This window comes from Mycobacterium sp. NGS68 (assembly GCF_059812195.1).
In genome coordinates, this window is record NZ_JCALCE010000001.1 from 379,072 (window position 1) to 396,303 (window position 17,232).

General features: G+C 67.9%; 15 protein-coding genes. 5 read left to right on the forward strand and 10 right to left on the reverse strand.

Annotated elements, in window-relative coordinates; all coding sequences use genetic code 11:
* Positions 1–77: 77 nt before the first annotated feature.
* Positions 78–1,898 (reverse strand): acyl-CoA dehydrogenase, encoded by a 1,821-nt coding sequence (locus AC5Y5V_RS01685; RefSeq protein ID WP_499930849.1) that lies wholly within the window; start codon positions 1,896–1,898, stop codon positions 78–80.
* A gap of 94 nt (positions 1,899–1,992) precedes the next feature.
* On the reverse strand, positions 1,993–2,802 hold the full coding sequence (locus AC5Y5V_RS01690; protein ID WP_499930850.1) for a crotonase/enoyl-CoA hydratase family protein: 810 nt from the start codon (positions 2,800–2,802) through the stop codon (positions 1,993–1,995).
* Between the two features lie 643 nt (positions 2,803–3,445).
* Here AC5Y5V_RS01690 and AC5Y5V_RS01695 point away from each other — a divergent pair.
* The 4 genes from AC5Y5V_RS01695 to AC5Y5V_RS01710 are packed head-to-tail and all read left to right on the forward strand — an operon-like array spanning position 3,446 to position 7,226.
* Complete coding sequence (locus AC5Y5V_RS01695) at positions 3,446–4,483, forward strand: sulfate ABC transporter substrate-binding protein (protein ID WP_499930851.1); 1,038 nt, start codon at positions 3,446–3,448, stop codon at positions 4,481–4,483.
* Positions 4,480–5,358, forward strand: a complete 879-nt coding sequence (gene cysT / locus AC5Y5V_RS01700) for a sulfate ABC transporter permease subunit CysT (protein WP_499930852.1) — start codon at positions 4,480–4,482, stop codon at positions 5,356–5,358. The genes AC5Y5V_RS01695 and cysT overlap by 4 nt, the downstream gene beginning before the upstream one ends.
* The gene (gene cysW, locus AC5Y5V_RS01705; RefSeq protein ID WP_499930853.1) at positions 5,355–6,176 is read left to right on the forward strand and encodes a sulfate ABC transporter permease subunit CysW; all 822 of its coding nucleotides are present in this window, start codon (positions 5,355–5,357) and stop codon (positions 6,174–6,176) included. The genes cysT and cysW overlap by 4 nt, the downstream gene beginning before the upstream one ends.
* Positions 6,177–6,191: 15 nt before the next feature.
* Complete coding sequence (locus tag AC5Y5V_RS01710) at positions 6,192–7,226, forward strand: sulfate/molybdate ABC transporter ATP-binding protein (RefSeq protein ID WP_499930854.1); 1,035 nt, start codon at positions 6,192–6,194, stop codon at positions 7,224–7,226.
* A 387-nt stretch (positions 7,227–7,613) separates the two neighbouring features.
* Here the strand turns inward: AC5Y5V_RS01710 and AC5Y5V_RS01715 are convergent, their stop codons facing one another.
* The 6 genes from AC5Y5V_RS01715 to AC5Y5V_RS01740 form a co-directional block, all read right to left on the reverse strand.
* Positions 7,614–9,950, reverse strand: a complete 2,337-nt coding sequence (locus AC5Y5V_RS01715; protein WP_499930855.1) for a serine/threonine-protein kinase PknD — start codon at positions 9,948–9,950, stop codon at positions 7,614–7,616.
* Positions 9,951–10,053: 103 nt separating this feature from the next.
* Positions 10,054–11,001, reverse strand: a complete 948-nt coding sequence (locus tag AC5Y5V_RS01720) for an NAD(P)/FAD-dependent oxidoreductase (protein WP_499930856.1) — start codon at positions 10,999–11,001, stop codon at positions 10,054–10,056.
* Between the two features lie 12 nt (positions 11,002–11,013).
* Positions 11,014–12,231, reverse strand: coding sequence for a GNAT family N-acetyltransferase (locus AC5Y5V_RS01725; protein ID WP_499930857.1), 1,218 nt, complete (start codon positions 12,229–12,231; stop codon positions 11,014–11,016).
* A gap of 52 nt (positions 12,232–12,283) precedes the next feature.
* Entirely contained in the window at positions 12,284–13,474 is a 1,191-nt protein-coding gene (locus AC5Y5V_RS01730; RefSeq protein WP_499930858.1) for a cytochrome P450, read from the reverse strand.
* 268 nt (positions 13,475–13,742) lie between these two features.
* The gene (locus AC5Y5V_RS01735; protein ID WP_499930859.1) at positions 13,743–14,510 is read right to left on the reverse strand and encodes a DUF1684 domain-containing protein; all 768 of its coding nucleotides are present in this window, start codon (positions 14,508–14,510) and stop codon (positions 13,743–13,745) included.
* Positions 14,511–14,563: 53 nt separating this feature from the next.
* Positions 14,564–14,977 carry a DoxX family protein gene (locus AC5Y5V_RS01740; RefSeq protein WP_499930860.1) on the reverse strand — a complete coding sequence of 138 codons (414 nt, stop codon included), beginning with the start codon at positions 14,975–14,977 and terminating at the stop codon, positions 14,564–14,566.
* 64 nt (positions 14,978–15,041) lie between these two features.
* On the opposite strand from AC5Y5V_RS01740, the gene AC5Y5V_RS01745 reads away from it, so the two are divergent.
* Entirely contained in the window at positions 15,042–15,353 is a 312-nt protein-coding gene (locus AC5Y5V_RS01745) for a hypothetical protein (RefSeq protein WP_499930861.1), read from the forward strand.
* On the opposite strand, the gene AC5Y5V_RS01750 is transcribed toward AC5Y5V_RS01745, so the two are convergent.
* A complete protein-coding gene (locus AC5Y5V_RS01750; protein ID WP_499930862.1) occupies positions 15,315–16,775 on the reverse strand; it encodes an FAD-dependent oxidoreductase in 1,461 nt (486 codons plus the stop codon). The two genes, AC5Y5V_RS01745 and AC5Y5V_RS01750, sit on opposite strands and share 39 nt — an antisense overlap.
* Complete coding sequence (locus AC5Y5V_RS01755; RefSeq protein ID WP_499930863.1) at positions 16,772–17,179, reverse strand: hypothetical protein; 408 nt, start codon at positions 17,177–17,179, stop codon at positions 16,772–16,774. Before AC5Y5V_RS01755 ends, AC5Y5V_RS01750 begins: the two co-directional genes overlap by 4 nt.
* Positions 17,180–17,232: the final 53 nt, after the last annotated feature.

A 17,232-nucleotide genomic window follows, 5' to 3' on the forward strand; every position in this document is an offset into this window, starting at 1 on the left:
TTCCCGCAGCTTCCGGTCTGCGATTCTGCGGCATGACCCGGGTCTTGCCGCAAGCCCCGGGGGGCGCGATACGGTGGTCAGAAGGCGTCGTCGGCCAGGTCCATCAGGTCGGTGTCGACGTTCTCCACGATCGCCCGGGTCGCGGCTATGGCCGGGAGGACGGTTTTCGCGAAGAACGACGCGGCGGCGAGCTTGCCGCGGTAGAAGGAGTCGTCGGACCCGGCGTCGAGCGCTGCCGCGGCGATGTCGGCCGCCACCAGCAGTCGCCACCCGATGAGCAGGTCGCCGACGGCGTGGAGGAACGCCACCGACACCAGGCCGACCTTGTACAGCTCGGTCGGATTATGAGCTGCGGCAAGCAGATACGTCGTCAGCGTGCCCGTCATCGCCTGCACATCGCCCAGGGCGGCCTGCAGCAGCGCGCGCTCCGCCTTGAGCCGGTCGCCGGTGAGGTTGTCGATGAACGCGGCGATCTCACCGGCGACGTGGGCCAGGGCGACACCCTGGTCGCGTGCGATCTTGCGGAACACGAAGTCCAGCGACTGGATCGCGGTGGTGCCCTCGTAGAGCGAGTCGACCCGGGCGTCGCGGAGGTACTGCTCGATGGGGTAGTCCTTCAAATACCCTGAACCGCCGAAGGTTTGCAGGCTCTCGTTCATCCATTGAAAGGACTTCTCGGTTCCGACGCCCTTGACGATCGGCAGCAGCAGATCCTGCACGCGCGCCGCCAGGTCGGCGTCCACACCCGGCAGCAGTTCGACGCCGAACTCGTAGCAGTGCGCGGCGGTGTACATGTACAGGGCGCGCAGCCCTTCCGCGTACGCCTTCTGCAGGATCAGGCTGCGCCGCACATCCGGGTGGCGGGTGATCGGGACGCGGGGAGCGCTCTTGTCGGTGAAGCGGGTCAGGTCGGGGCCCTGGATGCGCTGCTTCGCGTAGTCCAGCGCGTGCAGATACGCCGTCGACAGCGTCCCGCTTGACTTGATACCGACCATCATTCGCGCGTACTCGATGGCCTTGAACATCTGGGCGATGCCGTCGTGCACGTCGCCGACCAAATAACCGACTGCGGGAATGTCGGTCGCGCCGAAGGTCAGCTCGCACGTCGGCGAGGCTTTCAGGCCCATCTTGTCTTCGAGCGCCGTCGCGAACACACCGTTGCGCTCGCGCAGGTCCAAGGTGTCGGGGTCGAACAGGTATTTCGGGACGTAGAACAGGCTCAGGCCCTTGGTGCCGGCCGGGGCGCCCTCCGGGCGCGCCAGCACGACGTGGAACTGGTTCTCGGCGGTGTCGCCCACGTCGCCGCCGGAGATGAACCGCTTCACCCCCTCGATGTGCCAGGTGCCGTCCGACTGAGCGATGGCCTTGGTGCGGCCCGCCCCGACGTCGGAGCCCGCGTCGGGCTCGGTCAGCGCCATCGTGCCGGTCCAGCCGCGCTCCAAACCGATTCGTGCCCAGCGCTTCTGCTGTTCGGTGCCGACCAGGGCGAGCACGTGCGACATGACCGGGGTGGTGTACCACTGGGTCGCCGGATTGGCACACGCCATCATCTCGTTGACCGCCCAGGTGAGCGGGGCCGGCGCCGGAACCCCGCCGATCACCTCCGACATCCCGATTCGCCACCAGCCGGCCTCCTTGAACGCGGCCACCGACCGCCGAATCGAGTCCGGCACCGCGATCGTGTGCTCGTCCGGAAGGAATCGCGGCGGGTTGCGGTCGCCGTCGACGAACGAGTCGGCGATCGGGCCTTCGGACAGGCGCGCCACCTCGCGCAGAATCTCGCGTGCCGTCGCGGCGTCGAGGTCACCGTAGGAGCCCGCGTCGAGCACCACGTCGAGGCCGAGCACCTCGAACAGGTTGAACTCCAGATCGCGCACGTTGGTCCGGTAATGCCCCATCGCTGTCCCTCCGCACAGTCGCAAAATGGCACGTCGCGACAAGCATCATTGCGCAACGGGTGCGCGCGCGTCCCCGTTTTTGCCGACGGCTTCGCTATTCGCCGGTGAAGTTCGGGGCGCGTTTCTCCAGGAACGCGCGGGGCCCCTCTTTGGCGTCCTTGGAGTTCATCACCGCCATGCCGAGCTCCTGCTCCCGCGGAAAAGCTTCGGCTTCCGTCTTCTCCAGGTTGTCGATCACCGAGGCCTTGATATTGCGGACCGCGAGCGGCCCGTTGGCGGCCAGCAGCTCCGCGAGTTCACGAGCGCGCGCAAGGGCGCCCCCGTGGGGCGTGACATGGCCGACCAGGCCGATGTCGTAGGCGCGCTGGCCGGAGATGGGCTCGCCAAGTAGCAGCATGTCCATCGCCACCGTGTAGGGGATCTGCCGCGGCAGCCGGATGGTGGAGGCGCTCATCGGGAACAGGCCCCGCTTGACCTCCGCGACCGCCAACCTGGCATCTTCGGCGGCGACGCGAATGTCGAAGGCCTGCAGTATCTCCATGCCGCCCGCGTAGCAGTAGCCCTCGACCGCGGCCACGATCGGTTTCTTGACGTAATGGTCCTTGAGAAAGCCTTTGTAGAGCAGGGAGAAGTCTTGACGCACCCGCTCCTCGAACTCGTTCGCGGCGGGCTTGCCGGCTATCAGGGCGCCGACCAGTTGATCCAAATCGGCTCCGGCGGAGAAGTTTCCATCCGCCCCCGTCAGGATCGCGACCCGCAGCTCCGGATCCGCGTCGAGCAGATCCCAGGCGTCGCTGAGGCGACAGAGCACCTCGGCATTGAAAGCGTTTCGCTTGGCCGGGCGATTGAGGGTGAGGGTGAGGATGTGCTGGTCGCGCTCGACGAGCACTGCAGGTTCTGCCACGCTCTGGGTCTAACACGGCAAGCCGAGTCAGGCAATGCACGCGACGCGCTCCGGACGGTCTGATGTCCCGCCCGACCGGCATTTTTGTCAGCGTGACTTTTACGTGCAGCGAACCTGATGGCGGCCCGGGCGCCGCGCCGGTCGGACCGTCGGCGAACGGGCACGCGTTGCCGCGCAGGTGCGCGGCGCCCAGCGCATCCCACGGGCGAATTGTGTGAGGTTCATCAGCAAATTCTCGGCAGCCCGGTGGCGCTGAGCTGTGGGTTTCCCCAGGCGTCCGCGTTTGCCCAGGCTGCGTCGCAATCCCGGACGCGTTACCCCCCGATTGCCGCGGCGTTGCGTCACCGCACGGCACACTCGGCAAAGCCGCGGGAGCGCTGCGGCACGGCCGCCCCGGCGGTCGAGACCGCGGGCGGCGCCGGCCTTCGTCGCGCCCGCCGTCGCCCTGCTGCGCGCAAATCGAGGCGTTAGGCTTCGCGCCATGCATGTGGCACCCGCTCCGGTGAGTTGCGATGTCGTCGTGCGCTGTTGTCGTTAACTCCCGCGCGTGAGAGCTGGGCGATCTTCCTCAGCCTTCCAACGTTCCGCGGCTGTATGACCGAGTCCCTCAATACCGCACCGATCCGCATCCGGAAGGCCGTCAATGTTCCGCTTCACCGGCAAAGCACCGCGCGGGCGACGCGCCGTCGCGCTCGCCGTGACCGCGGGCCTGCTGACGGGGTGCCACGGAGGGGCCAGCGACGTGTTCGGCGGCCGCGGACCCGCGCAGGTGAACACGACGATCACGCTGGTCGCCTACTCCGTGCCGGAGCCGGGCTGGAGCAAGGTGATTCCCGCGTTCAACGCCTCCGATGAGGGCAGGGGCGTGCAGGTGATTACGTCGTACGGCGCGTCCGGTGACCAGTCCCGCGGTGTGGTCAAGGGCAAACCGGCCGACGTCGTCAACTTCTCGGTCGAGCCGGACATCACCCGATTGGTCAAGGCGGGCAAGGTCGCCAGGGAGTGGGACACCGACGGGACCAAAGGCATCCCCTTCGGGTCGGTGGTGACTCTGGTGGTCCGCAAGGGCAATCCGAAGAACATCAGGGACTGGGACGACCTGCTGCGCCCCGACGTCGAAGTCGTCACCCCCAGCCCTCTGAGTTCGGGCTCAGCGAAGTGGAACCTGCTCGCTCCCTATGCGGTGAAAAGCCGTGGCGGACGAGACAGCTCGGCCGGCGTCGATTTCATCGGCAAGCTGGTGCGTGAACACGTCAAGCTGCGACCCGGATCGGGGCGCATCGCGACGGACGTCTTCCTCGAGGGCAGCGGCGACGTCCTGATCAGCTACGAGAACGAGGCCATTGCCGCTGAGCGGCAAGGCAAGTCCGTCGAACACGTCAACCCGCCGCAGACCTTCAAGATCGAGAACCCGCTGGCGGTGGTCGCCACCAGCTCGCAGTTGACGGCCGCGACGGCATTCAAGAACTTTCAGTACTCCGCTGCGGCGCAGCGAGTGTGGGCGCAGGCCGGATTCCGTGCGGTCGATCCGGCCGTCGCCGCCGACTTCCGCGACCAGTTCCCGGTCCCGCTGAAACTGTGGACGATCGCCGACCTCGGTGGTTGGGACAGGGTGGATCCGCTGCTCTTCGACAAGAGCAGCGGCAGCATCACCAGGATCTACACGCAGGTCACCGGATGACCGAGACCTTCGTCGCCGAAAGCGCCGACGCCGCCGTCCAGCCCGACGCTGCCGCGGATCATCGGACGCCGCGCAAGTCCGCCCCGCCGGCCGGTGCGTCGCTGCAGGTCGGCGTGACCACGGTGTGGCTTTCGGTGATCGTGCTGTTGCCGCTGGCGGCGATCGCCTGGCAGGCCGCCGGCGGCGGCTGGCAGGGCTTCTGGCTGGCGGTCACGTCGCACGCCGCACTGGAGTCTTTCCGGGTGACGCTGACGATTTCCGCTGCGGTCACGGTGATTAACGTCGTGTGCGGGCTGCTGGTGGCCTGGGTGCTGGTGCGCGACGACTTCCTCGGCAAGGGTCTGATCGACGCGATCATCGATCTGCCCTTCGCGCTGCCGACCATCGTCACCAGCCTGGTGATGCTCGCCCTGTACGGCAAGAACAGCCCGGTAGGTGTGCACCTGCAGCACACCCCACCCGGGGTGGCGATGGCGCTGACGTTCGTCACGCTGCCGTTCGTGGTCCGGTCGGTGCAGCCGGTGCTGATGGAGATCGATCGCGAGGTCGAGGAAGCGGCGGAGGGCCTGGGCGCGAGCGGCTGGAGGGTGTTCACCTCGATCGTGCTGCCGTCGCTGCTGCCGTCGCTGTTTTCCGGCGCGGGAATGGTATTCGCGCGGGCGATCGGCGAATTCGGCTCGGTGGTGACCATCGGTGGCGCGGTGCCCGGCAAGACCGAAGTGTCGTCGCAGTGGATACGCTCGCTGATCGAGAGCGACGACCGCGCCGGGGCGGCCGCGATATCCGTGGTGCTGTTGTCGATCTCGTTCTTCGTGCTGCTGTTCCTCCGGACGGTGGGCAGCCGCCGAATCAAGCGCCAGGAGGCGGCGAGTTGACGACGTCGACACCGGCGGTCCGCTACCTCACCCGCTACGCGGCGCTGGGCTATGTGCTCGTGATGCTGGTCGTTCCGGTCGGGGTGATCCTGTGGCGGACATTCCGGCCCGGCTTCGCCCAGTTCTACGGCTGGGTGAGCACGCCCGCGGCGATATCGGCGCTGCATTTGTCGTTGCTGGTCGTCGCGATCGTGGTGCCGCTGAACGTCATCTTCGGCGTGTCCACGGCATTGGTCCTCGCGCGCAATCGGTTCCGGGGCAGGGGCATCCTGCAGGCGATCGTGGACCTGCCGTTCGCGGTTTCGCCCGTGATCGTGGGCGTCGCGATGATCGCGCTGTGGGGTTCCGCGGGCGTGCTGGGATTCGTGGAAAAGAACCTGGGCTTCAAGATCATCTTCGGCCCACCCGGCATCGTGCTGGCCACCATCTTCGTCACCATGCCGTTCGTGGTGCGCGAGGTCCAGCCCGTGCTCGTCGAGTTGGGCACCGAGCAGGAAGACGCCGCCGCGACGCTGGGTTCCAGTGGCTGGCAGACATTTTGGCGGATCACGCTGCCCTCGATCCGCTGGGGTCTGACCTACGGCATCGTGCTCACCACGGCGCGTGTCCTCGGCGAATTCGGCGGGGTCATCATGGTGTCGTCCAACCTGCCGGGCAAGACGCAAACGCTGACGCTCCTGGTCAACGATCGCTACCAGCGCGGCGCCGAGTACGGTGCGTGCGCGCTGTCGACGTTGCTGATGGGTGTCGCCGTCACATTTCTGATCGTCAAGACCATCCTGCTTGTTCGCCGCGCGCGGGCGAACAGGCAAAGCTGACAAGGAGATACGAGCATGACGGAGAACTACGCGATCACGGTCCGCGACGCCAACAAGCGCTATGGCGACTTCGTCGCCCTGGACCATGTCGACTTCGTGGTGCCCGCGGGGTCGCTGACGGCGTTGCTGGGGCCCAGCGGGTCGGGAAAGTCGACGCTGCTGCGGGCGATCGCGGGGCTGGATCAGCCCGACAGCGGCAGCATCACGATCAACGGCCGCGACGTGACCGGGGTCCCGCCGCAGCGGCGCGGCATCGGGTTCGTGTTTCAGCACTACGCGGCGTTCAAGCACCTGACGGTACGCGACAACGTGGCCTACGGCCTGAAGATCCGTCGGCGCCCCAGGGCCGAGATCAAGCAGAAGGTCGACCACCTGCTGGAAGTCGTTGGACTGGAAGGATTTCACGCCCGCTACCCCAATCAGCTTTCCGGCGGCCAGCGGCAGCGGATGGCGCTGGCGCGGGCGCTGGCCGTCGATCCGGAAGTGCTGTTGCTCGACGAGCCGTTCGGCGCGCTGGACGCCAAAGTTCGTGAGGACCTGCGCAGTTGGCTGCGCCGCCTGCACGACGAGGTCCATGTCACCACGGTGCTGGTCACCCACGACCAGACTGAGGCGCTCGACGTCGCGGACCGCATCGCGGTGCTCAACAAGGGCCGCATCGAGCAGGTCGGCTCCCCGACCGACGTCTACGACACCCCGGCGAACGCTTTCGTGATGTCGTTTCTGGGCGCGGTGTCGGTGCTCAACGGCGCCTTGGTGCGACCGCACGACATCCGGGTCGGCCGCAATCCGGAACTCGCGGTGGCCGGCGGTGACGATGCCGCGAAATCCCTTGGGGTGGTGGCGGCTACGGTCGACCGGGTGGTGGCGCTCGGCTTCGAGGTGCGCGTCGAGTTGACCAGTACGTCCAGCGGCGGCCCGTTCACCGCCCAGATCACCCGCGGCGATGCCGAGGCGCTGGCGCTGCGGGAAGGGGACACGGTCTATGTGCGGGCGACGCGGGTACCGCCGGTCGGCGCCGACGAGGGCAGCGTGCTGGCGACCGCGTGAGGTAGGCCGTGTCGTGGGTGCACAGGAATGCCGGTTGCCATAAACTGCCCTTCACATGGACCTCACCCGCATTACCCACCCGTTGCGACTGGCCCGGGGGTCACACCAGCCGGGCTCCGGCAAGGGCTGTGCGATGAACGTGATCTCCTACATCAACGGTGACGAGCAGATCACCGACTTCCCGGCGACGTCGGCCCGCCCGTTGGCCTCCTTCGTCCAGTTGTGCAACGACCAGCTGGCCGGGCCGGACGGCTACCTGTCGCCCGAAGACAGCGTCGTGGTGCTCGACCTGGGTTGGCTGACCGTGGGCACCGCCGACGTGCCCGAAACCGTCATGCACACCTGGGTGGTCAAACTGCTCACCAGCCCGCCCTGGGGGGTCGTCCGCTACGCCCACGGCATTGCGGCGGAGGCGGTTTCGGATATCGCCGAGTTGCACCGCCGCCTCACCCCGGGCGAGACGCCGCCGATCGCCGAATGGGACAGCGCCGCCCGCGCCGCGCAGGCGGTGGCCAGCAGGATGCCGCCGTGCGCCGAAAAGTACGCCGTACGGGCCGCATCCCAATCGACCTCCCTCGTGCACACCGACGACTGGGACACGCTGGATGCCGTGACCGGCAACGCACTGCGCGCGCACCGGCTGGCCAACGAGGATGCCGGTGCCGCCCGGATCGTCGAGGTCACCCGCCACGCGATTCGCTCCTGGCGGCGGCTGGCGGGGCTGAGCGTGGTCGGCAACGCGCCGGTCGGCGCCGCGTTGAAGCGCAAAGGTGTTGCGGCATAGGGGCGGTCAGTGGCCGTCAGTGGCGGCTCAGCCTCGCGCGAGACGTAGGACCCGGTTGTTGTTTCGATCGATGACGTAAAGGGCGCTGGTGTTGTCCGTTGCCAGACTGTTTGGAAAGCTGAGGCCGGTGAAGGGCAGGTGGCCTGTGAGTCCGATGCCAGGCTCACCACCCGATTGTTGCCCGTGTCGGCGACGTAGACCACGCCGTCGTTGTCCACCGCCACTCCGTACGGATGCAGGAGTCCGGTGAACGACAGGGCGACTTGCGTGGTCGATCCCGCCGCCAAGGTCAGCACTCGGTTGTTTTGTACGTCGGCGACGTACAGACCGCCATTCCTATCGACGGCGACCGCATTGGGAAAGTTGAGTTCGGTGAAAGGCATTGTGGTTTGGCCGGTGGAGCCCGGTGCCCACCTCAGCACCCGGTTGTTGAGCGTGTCGGCGACGTAGACCGAGCCCTGAGCGTCGACCGCCAGTCCGCAGGGCTGGTTGAGTCCGGTGAATGGCAGGGTCGTTTGGGCGGTAGAACCGGGCGCTAACTTCAGAACGCGGTTATTGTCCCTATCCGCAACGTAAACGGTGCCGTCGGCGACGACCGCAACACCACAGGGATCCCGTAGACCGGTGAGCGGCAGCGTGGTCTGGGTAGTGGGGTCATGTGCCAGAACGACCACCCGGACGTTGTCGAAGTCCGCGAGATAAACACTTTGGGCGGCGTCGACCGCCACCTGGGCCGGCCCTTTGAGTCCGGTGAATGGCAGCACAGTCGGCGGGCCGAATGACCGCGGACTCGGCGCCGCCGCCGGGCCCGACGATGCCGACGGTGAAGCGTTGGGTGCGGGTCTTTGGCTGACGATCACCAGCGTGATCGCGATGATGGCCACGGCCACAAGCGCGGTCGGGATGACGATGGTTTTGCGCCGCCACCACGGTTGCCGCCCGGCCGGCTGTCTGTGGGGGACCGGTTGGGCCGAGGGGAGGTGTCGTGTGGGCGCATACGGATCCGGAGACGCCGCGCCCGGCGTGGGGCGGGAAATCGTCGGTGGTTCTGCCGTGTTCGGCGTGACCGGGCGAGGGATGGGGGTGGTGATCTCGCCTTGGGCGGCCGCGGCGAAATCAACGGTGGTGGAATAACGTTGGTCCGGGTCCTTTGCCATGCCGGTGGCGATCACTGCGTCAAAGATCGGTGGTAAACCGGGATTGGTCGCCGAGGCCCGCGGCGGCGGAGCAGCCAAGTGTCCCGCCACTTGGCTTTCCAGATTCTCGCCGGGGAACGGTCGGCTACCCGTCAGGCATTCGTAAAGCACGCAGGCCAGTGCGTAGATATCGGAGCGGGCATCCACGGCGCGACCGTCGAGGCGCTCGGGAGCCATGTAGTGCCAACTGCCGATGACGGCTCCGGTATTGGTAAGACCGGTTTCGTCTGTGCCGCGGGCGATTCCGAAGTCGATGAGGTAGGCGAAGTCGTCATCGTCGAGCAGGATGTTGGAGGGCTTGACATCGCGGTGGACCAGCCCGACCTTGTGGGCGGCGTGCAGAGCGTTGGCCACCTGCTCGACGATCCGTACGGCGCGGCTCGGATCGAGCGGACCGTCGGACAGCACTTCCTGCAGATCGCGGCCTTCGATCAGTCGCATGTCGACATAAAGCCTGCCGTCAATCTCGCCGTAGTTGTGGATCGGGATGATGTGCGGATTGTTCAGGCGCGCCGCGGCGTCGGCTTCTCGGCGGAAGCGTTGCGCGAACGTTTCGTCGGCGGCGAGGTGCTGTGGGAGCACTTTGATCGCGACCGTCCTGTCGTTGGCCGCGGTGTCGTAGGCCCGCCATACTTCGCCCATGCCGCCGCGGCCCAGCAGATCGATCAGGCGGTAGCGGCCGAACGGCTGGGCCGAAGGCTTGTGACCGCGTGAACCGGCGTCACCAGAATATGGATGCGGCATGCTTCGCCCCCCCGCGAACATTTACGACATGTCAGCCCGTCCTGGCAGCCTAGCCCCGGCAAGCGCTGAGGAGCGGGCGTTTGTCGATAGGACAACCCCGTCGTCAGGTCAGCAACAGGTCGCCGGGTAGGCCGTCGCTCGTCGTCGCCTGGCTCAGCAATTCGCCGACGAGCGGTCCGAACTTCATCAGGTTGCTGCCGACGAACGCGACGACACGGTCCCGGCGGGCGACGGTCCAGCCGTCGCCGCCGGCGTCGAGCCAGGAGGCCCGGGCCGTGACGCAGTCGACCCGGCCGACGGGCCGCAGCGACGGGAAGAGCGCGCGCACGCTCGCCGGGTCCGGCACCTCCTGCCCGAAGGCCCACCGACCGGTGCTGCCGAGCGGCAGCCCGTAGCCCTCGGGCGCGGACAGGCACGCCGCGCCGACGGCGTCCGCGCCCTCATACGTGTAGCGGGTGTGCGGGCCGAACTCGACGCCGAGCGGGCCGAAGAGCGCCTGGGTCTCCGTGCCCGCGCAGATCAGCACGCGCTCGGCCGCCAGCACCGTGCCGTCTCCGAGTCGCACGTCGCCGTCGTCGGTGACTGAAACGACCTCGCCGCGCCGAATCTCGACGCGCTGCGACAGGGCTGTCAGCGCCCGACGGATGCGTAGGCTGCCGCCGAGCGGGTCGAAGATCCCTGCGTCCCACGGCGCGGCGACAAAGGGGATCCGCGCCGCGATGTCGGAACGGTCCAGCGACGAGAACGCGGCACCGGCGTCGCGCATCGCGGTTGCGGTCTCCTCGCACGGGCCGGCGGCGATGAAGCCCTCGGCGCCGAGCAGCCTGCCCACCCCGAGTTCGGACTCCCAGCGCAGCCATTCCGCGCGGGCCCGCAGTGCCAGCCCGCACAGGGCCGGGCGCCGGTGGGCGATGCGGAAGATCCGCGCCAGTCCCGCGGACTGCTCGGCGAACGGCGCACCGCGCTCGATCACGATCGGGCGCTCGCCACGTCGCGACAGCTCGTAAGCGGTTGCCAGCCCGCATATTCCCGCCCCGATGACGACGATCACGAAAACCGTTCCCTAGAAGAAGAAGCCGGCGAATGGTGCGTCGGGCACGGCGAACAGCCGATCGGCCGCGGCGAGCGTCGAGGGATCGTCGGCCCGGGCCAGCCCGGCAACTTCGAGACCGCGCCAAGTGGCACCGCCGAGCAGAACGGCGCCGAGGCCCTCGACCCCGACGTGCAACTGCGCCGCCTGGTCCGTTGGTTGCGCGCCGTCGCCACCGATCGCGAAGCGGGCCGAATTGCCCTGCAGGATCGGGTCATTGATCGCGATCGTGACCGCATCGTCGCCCGCGAAGCGCCGCTCGGCCAGCGCCCGGTGGACGTCGACGATCCGCAGCCAGGTTTCGTCGTACACCGCCGTCGTCTTCGCGGCCCGGCGATCGAGCAGCAGGAGGGGCAGCGGGTCGTCGAGCGGCATCATCCAGAACACCACGCGATCAACAAGATCCAGGCCGAGCAGGAAGCGCAGCAGGCCCAGGTAGGCATCCATGGTGGGTGCGAAGAAGTCCTCGACCGCGATGGTGCGCTGGTCACTGATGAACCACTGGTCGATGTCGACCGGCCGGTAACGGGCGAACCCCGTCTCGGCGCCCGGCTCCCCGTGCACCGCGATATACGAAGGCCCCGGCGACGCTTCGGTGCGCATCCGCAACCCCGCCCACCAGAACCCGGGCCGGTCGAGGCTACCCGGTCGGGATGGCCGATTCGCCGCATAGATCCGCGGGAGCACCTCCCACGCGTCGGTGGCGTCGAGCAGTCGCACCGGCCCGCCGCTACAGACGCCCGGTCGCAGAGCGGCCCGCGCCGTGCGCAGCTCCACGCTGTGGAACGAGCTCGCCACCCCATAGCCGTAGCGGCCGTAGATCGTCGCCTCCGAGGCGCGCAGCGTCGCGACCACCTCACCGCGCGCGGCGAAGTCCCGTAGTTGATGACGGACCAGTCCGCCGGCGATGCCCCGCCGGGTGAACGACGGCAGCACCCCGATGTGTGTCACCGCGGCGTGAGCGACGATCCCTCCGCCGGGCAGCGTCAGCCCGCCCGTGACAGCGTCGGCGGTGCCGACCAGTTGACCGTCGGCGAATGCCCCGATGGTGCGGCCGGGTTCGAGCACCTTGCTGATCTGGCCCGGTGGCAGGTTCGGCAGCGGGGGGAACCCGACCATGGCGGTGCGGAACAGGTTGGCCGCGGCGATCAGGTCGTCGTCGCCGTCGAGAACACGGATGTCGGCGTCCATCTGGCCATCATGTCTCGTGCCCGCGGCGCCGGCGCACGCGCGTCCGGGCTCGTCAGGCCGGGACGAGCTTGACGGGCAGGTGGCGGTGCCGGCGGATGATGTTGTTCACGGCCCAGGTGGGTCGCCCGTCCAGTTCGATGCGTTCGACCCTTTCCAGCAACGCCCGCAGCATGGCGGCGGTCTCCAGGCGTGCGAGGCCTTGGCCCGCGCAGGCGTGGGACCCGTTGCCGAAGCCGAGCTGGCGGCCGGCGTCGCGGCGGATGTCGAACGTATCGGGCCTGTCCCACTCGTCCTCGTCCCTGTTCGCCGAGGCGTACATGACCAGGACCCGCGACCTGTCGGGTATCGCGATGCCGCCGATGTCGGTGTCGCCGCGGACCTGCCGGGCGAACGCCCGTAGCGGTGATTCGTAGCGGATGACCTCGTTGATGGCGTTGGGGATCAACCCGGGATCGTGCTTCAGCAGCTGCCACTGCTCGGGATGGACCGCCAGCAGGTAGAGGGCATTGGAAATGGCGCTGATCGTCGTGTCCAGGGATGGCGCGAGGTAGTCGATCATCAGCGCGGGGCACTCCGAGCGGGCGAGCTTGCCGGCGTCGGCGGCGCAGAGCAGTTCGTGGGCGATGCTGCCGTCCAGGACCGAGCGCTCGCGTACCACGCGGTGCGCAAACCACAGCATCTGCAGGCTGCGCGGGACCGACTTGACGGCTTGCCAATTGACCGGGCCGAGAATGTCGAATGTGGCGCCGCCCCAGTCGATGAGATGGTCGCGCTGGTTGCGTGGCCAGCCGACGAGATCGGGGACGACGGCCAGCGGCAGGGCGGTCGCGAGATCGGCGACGGCGTCGACCGCGCCACGGCGCAGCGCGGCATCGACGACGGCGCCGGCCTGAGCGTCGATCGCTTCGTCGATAGTGCGCAGCGCCCTCGGCAGCAGCCGGTGGGCGAGCAGCTTGCGGCGCCGATCGTGGTCGGCGCCGTCACTGCTGAGCGTCGTGCCGCGGGACAGCCGGTTGCTCAGCGCGTTCAGCGCGACGCCGTTACCCGAGATGAACGCCTGGTCGTTGCGGAGCGTGGACTCGCATTCGGCATAGCGGGGCAGCGCGTACACCCGGTGTGCGGGTAGCCACACCACGGGGCCGAGGCGGCGCAGCCGCCGGTAGTGCTCGTATGGGTTGAGCAGGGCGTCGGTGGTGTAGACGTTCGCCCGATACGTCGGGACACCGCGGGGACCCTTGCGCATGGCTGGCCTCCCACGGTCGACTATCTGACGAAATCGTCACATATCTGGACCAAGGGGTCAATGATTTCTGACGAAATCGTCACCAGATCGCGTGCACAGGTGGCTGGGTCAGAGGAAAGCCGACGTATGCCTTATGCACCCGCCTCTCAGCGACAACTTCCGAAAATTTCTGCGCCGCAACGAGATTTGTCGCTATGAGGCGGGCAAAACGGCACATCCTTCCGCGGAGGCCGCAGTGCGGGCATCGATGCCCGGCCCGGGCCCACGCTCAGCGCGGGTTCTTCTCGCCGGCCTCGATGGCCACCGGCAGCCGGTTGTCGGCCGGAGCCACGGGGCACGTCGCGTAGTCGGTGAACGAGCACGGCAGGTTCGACGCCCGGTTGAAATCGAGCACCACGGTCCCGTCGTCGTCCGGCTCTGCGATCGAGAGCGACCTGGCGCCGGGATAAGTCGTGACGCCGCTGGTGGCGTCGGTGAACAGGACGTGCAACCCGACGGGCGCCTTGTCGAATGCGACGAGCCGCAGGGCCGTGCCCGCCAGTTCGAAGTCGATGACACCGACGGCGTTGAGGTGATGTTCGAGTCCTTCGACGACGGCCCCCGTGGTCACTGTCTCGGACCGCTCGTAGGGCGTGAATCTGCCTGCGATGCGCCATCGTTCGCTGGGCGCATAGGTGGGGATGCCTTGGTACGTCAGCAGGTGCGGAGACTTCGGGTCATGCACCCGCAGAGCCGCGGAGCCGGTCCGCCGGATGACCTCGACGCGGCGTTCCCCGATGTTGACGAGAACCCCGGGCGCGCCTTCGACAGGCTCAAGCCGGTCGGTTCCGTCGATGCCCTCCACGTACACGGCGTCGCCGTCCGCCCGCCAGCGACCCGGCAGGTCGGCGACCCGATCGAATTCCTCGGTGAGCCAGTACAAGCCGGTCAGGCTCACCCAGCCGAGCGGGTCGGCGAAGTAGCTCTCCCGGTCCTGGTGCCAGCGGTTCCACGCCGCCTCGAACGTCTCTGCCGCGGTATCCGCTGTGGTGGTCATGACTCACCCAACCCTGTCGGCGCGTTGTTTCATTCCCGCCTTCAGCGCGATGGCTAAAAACCGCCACGACGCCGCGCATCGAGCGCGTACCTGCCGCCACCGGTGAACACCAACAGGAGAAACGCGAAACAGAACGTCACGGCAAGCTCACCCTTGTTTTGGATCGGGAGTAGTCCGTTCGGCTGATGATGCCAGAAATATGCGACGGCCATCTGCCCCGAGGCGACGAATGCTGCTATGCGAGTGAACAATCCGACCATGATCAGCAGCCCCGCGGCGAATTCGATGACGCCCGCGTACCACAGCGGCCAGTCCCCGACGTGGACGGTACCCACCACGTCGGCGGGCCACTTGAACAGCGCTGCCATGCCTTGGCAGAGGTACAGGAACCCGAACACCGCGCGAAAAACGCTGATAGCGGTCGGCGAGTACGAACCAAGCCGGGTGTCGATGCGGCGCGACGTCATGGGCCGACCTTACCGAGCGGGCAATGCAATTTCCGGCGAACGCCTTTCGTGTTAGACATAGCCGATGGCTAGGGAATCGCTGTCGGATCAGTTGGCCAAGATGCCGCACTACCACGTCGTGACTCAAAGCGACGGTCAGTACCTGGACTACAGCGACGGGCTCACCGAGCCCGGCGCGCTGGCGTTCGCGAACGATCTGATCTCACCCACGTCGGGCGAGCGGGCGCAGGATCTGGAGATCGTGTGGATCGCGCAGGTTGATCCGAAGTGGTGCCAGTTGGCGCACGGCGACGGCCCCGAGAAATACGGCCAGGAAGCCCTGGACTTCCTGCAGCGGCTAATCCAGGACGAGCCCTACTGGTCCGCATTCTGGTGACGGCGCGGTCCACCGGGACAGGGCTGCGGCCCACGCGGCGTGATCGGTCGAGGCGCCGGCCCACGCGACGTAGCCGTCCGGCCTGACCAGCACCGCCGGGCCGTCGTCGGTGCGCTCGGCCTGCAGCACCCCGGCGGCCTCTACGGCGGCCGCGCCGTGCTCATGGACGAACACAAATCCGGGCACCGCCCGTTGCAGCTCGGGGACGCTGCCCTGTGTCAGCGGAAGTTGTGTGGCGCGGGTGCCCACCAGGCGGTGCTCGCCGCGGCGAGGCGGGTACCGCAACGTCGTTCCGGCGAAGCTTCCGGCCACCGCGTCGCGCACCCTGGCAATGCGAAGAAGTCGGGGCGCCAGTGCGTTTCGGGCCAGTCGCGCGAGACGTGGATGCAGCGTGACGCCCCGCGCCATGAGGCCGGACTGCAGCAACACCCGCCTGCCGATTGGGTGGCGTTCGTCGTGGTAGCTGTCCAGGATCGCATCGTCCGCCCCGGCCAGGGCCGCGTCGAGCTTCCAGGTGAGGTTGACCGCATCCTGGATGCCGGTGTTCATGCCCTGTCCGCCCATCGGGGAGTGGACGTGCGCCGCGTCTCCGGCCAGGAACACGCGACCGTGCCGGTATTGCGTGACTTGTCGCTCTTCGCAATGGAATCGGGACTTCCAGTCGACCTCGAGCACGCCGAGGTCGGTGCCCAATGCCCGGTCGAGGAGGCCGACGATCTCGTCGTCCGGCACGGGCTCGGAGTCGGGCGCCTGGTGATGGCGGTCCCATGCCATCGCGCGATACCGCCCGCCGTCGCCGTACGGGGCCAGAAACGCGAACATGTCGCGAGTGCTGCCGACCTTCAGGCCGTCTCCGGCGGGCGGACGCGCCAGCCTGACGTCGGCGAGCACGATCGACGACAGGATCGTCTTGCCCGGGAAGTCCACGTCCAGCAACGTTCGCACCGTGCTGTGCGCACCGTCGGCGCCGACCAAATAGCGTGCCCGCCAACGCTGTCCGCTATCGGTGGTGACGGTCACCCCGTCGGCGTCCTGCTCGAGTCCGACGACCTCGACGCCGCGCCGGATGTCGGCACCCTGCGTGACGGCGTAGTCGGCCAGCGCCCGATCGATGTTGGTCTGCGGGCTGATCATGATGAACCGGTACGGCGAGTCGAGGTGGGTCGGGTCGATGCGGGCGCCGCCGAAAATCGTGACGCCCGAAGCCTTGTGGGCGTGCGCCAACAAGCCGTCGGCGAGTCCGCGGGCGTCGAGCACCTCGAGCGTGCGCGGCATGGTGGCGAACGCTCGGCTCGACGGGTTCATCGCGGGCCGACGCTCGAGGACGGCGACCGATCGGCCCGCCCGGGCCAGGTCGCCGGCGGCGGTGAGACCGGTGGGTCCCGCGCCCGCCACCAGCACGTCGACGTCGTGGGGATTCACCGCGCCACCGCCTTCGGGTCCGGGTACCAGCGCCGGATGTCGTCCGGGGTGGACTGCGCCGCGCGGTTGAACACGAAGCGGCAACCGGGCTGCGTGGTGTGGGCGGCGTTGACGATCGACTCGAACAGCAAGGTGTTGCCGGCCACCAGCCGGACACCTGCCCCGATCAGCACCGCGTCATAGTGTCTGGCTTCCAACCATTTACGGGCCTTGGCCGCCCCCGCCTCGCCGACGTCGATGAGGCAGTTGTCCACGTGATAGCCGGCGGCGCGCAACCCGGCGATGTTGTCGTCGTTGGCGGCGCGCAGCCGCTCCCTGGACAGGCCCGGGAATTGGGCGAAGTCCGGTGAGGAGTAGTCGATCACCTCCGGGTCGAGGCCGATCTGGATGGCGGTGACGGTCATGGGCGCCCTCCTGGTGAGTTCAACAATTGTTGAAGTCAACCGTAAGCCCGCGC

Bases quoted from the DNA above. Each gene is read 5' to 3' on its own strand.
- AC5Y5V_RS01685 (WP_499930849.1), bottom strand. From the start codon at position 1,898: ATGGGGCATTACCGGACCAACGTGCGCGATCTGGAGTTCAACCTGTTC.
- AC5Y5V_RS01695 (WP_499930851.1), top strand. From the start codon at position 3,446: ATGTTCCGCTTCACCGGCAAAGCACCGCGCGGGCGACGCGCCGTCGCG.
- cysT (WP_499930852.1), top strand. From the start codon at position 4,480: ATGACCGAGACCTTCGTCGCCGAAAGCGCCGACGCCGCCGTCCAGCCC.
- AC5Y5V_RS01710 (WP_499930854.1), top strand. From the start codon at position 6,192: ATGACGGAGAACTACGCGATCACGGTCCGCGACGCCAACAAGCGCTAT.
- AC5Y5V_RS01715 (WP_499930855.1), bottom strand. From the start codon at position 9,950: ATGCCGCATCCATATTCTGGTGACGCCGGTTCACGCGGTCACAAGCCT.
- AC5Y5V_RS01725 (WP_499930857.1), bottom strand. From the start codon at position 12,231: ATGGACGCCGACATCCGTGTTCTCGACGGCGACGACGACCTGATCGCC.
- AC5Y5V_RS01730 (WP_499930858.1), bottom strand. From the start codon at position 13,474: ATGCGCAAGGGTCCCCGCGGTGTCCCGACGTATCGGGCGAACGTCTAC.
- AC5Y5V_RS01735 (WP_499930859.1), bottom strand. From the start codon at position 14,510: ATGACCACCACAGCGGATACCGCGGCAGAGACGTTCGAGGCGGCGTGG.
- AC5Y5V_RS01740 (WP_499930860.1), bottom strand. From the start codon at position 14,977: ATGACGTCGCGCCGCATCGACACCCGGCTTGGTTCGTACTCGCCGACC.
- AC5Y5V_RS01745 (WP_499930861.1), top strand. From the start codon at position 15,042: ATGGCTAGGGAATCGCTGTCGGATCAGTTGGCCAAGATGCCGCACTAC.
- AC5Y5V_RS01755 (WP_499930863.1), bottom strand. From the start codon at position 17,179: ATGACCGTCACCGCCATCCAGATCGGCCTCGACCCGGAGGTGATCGAC.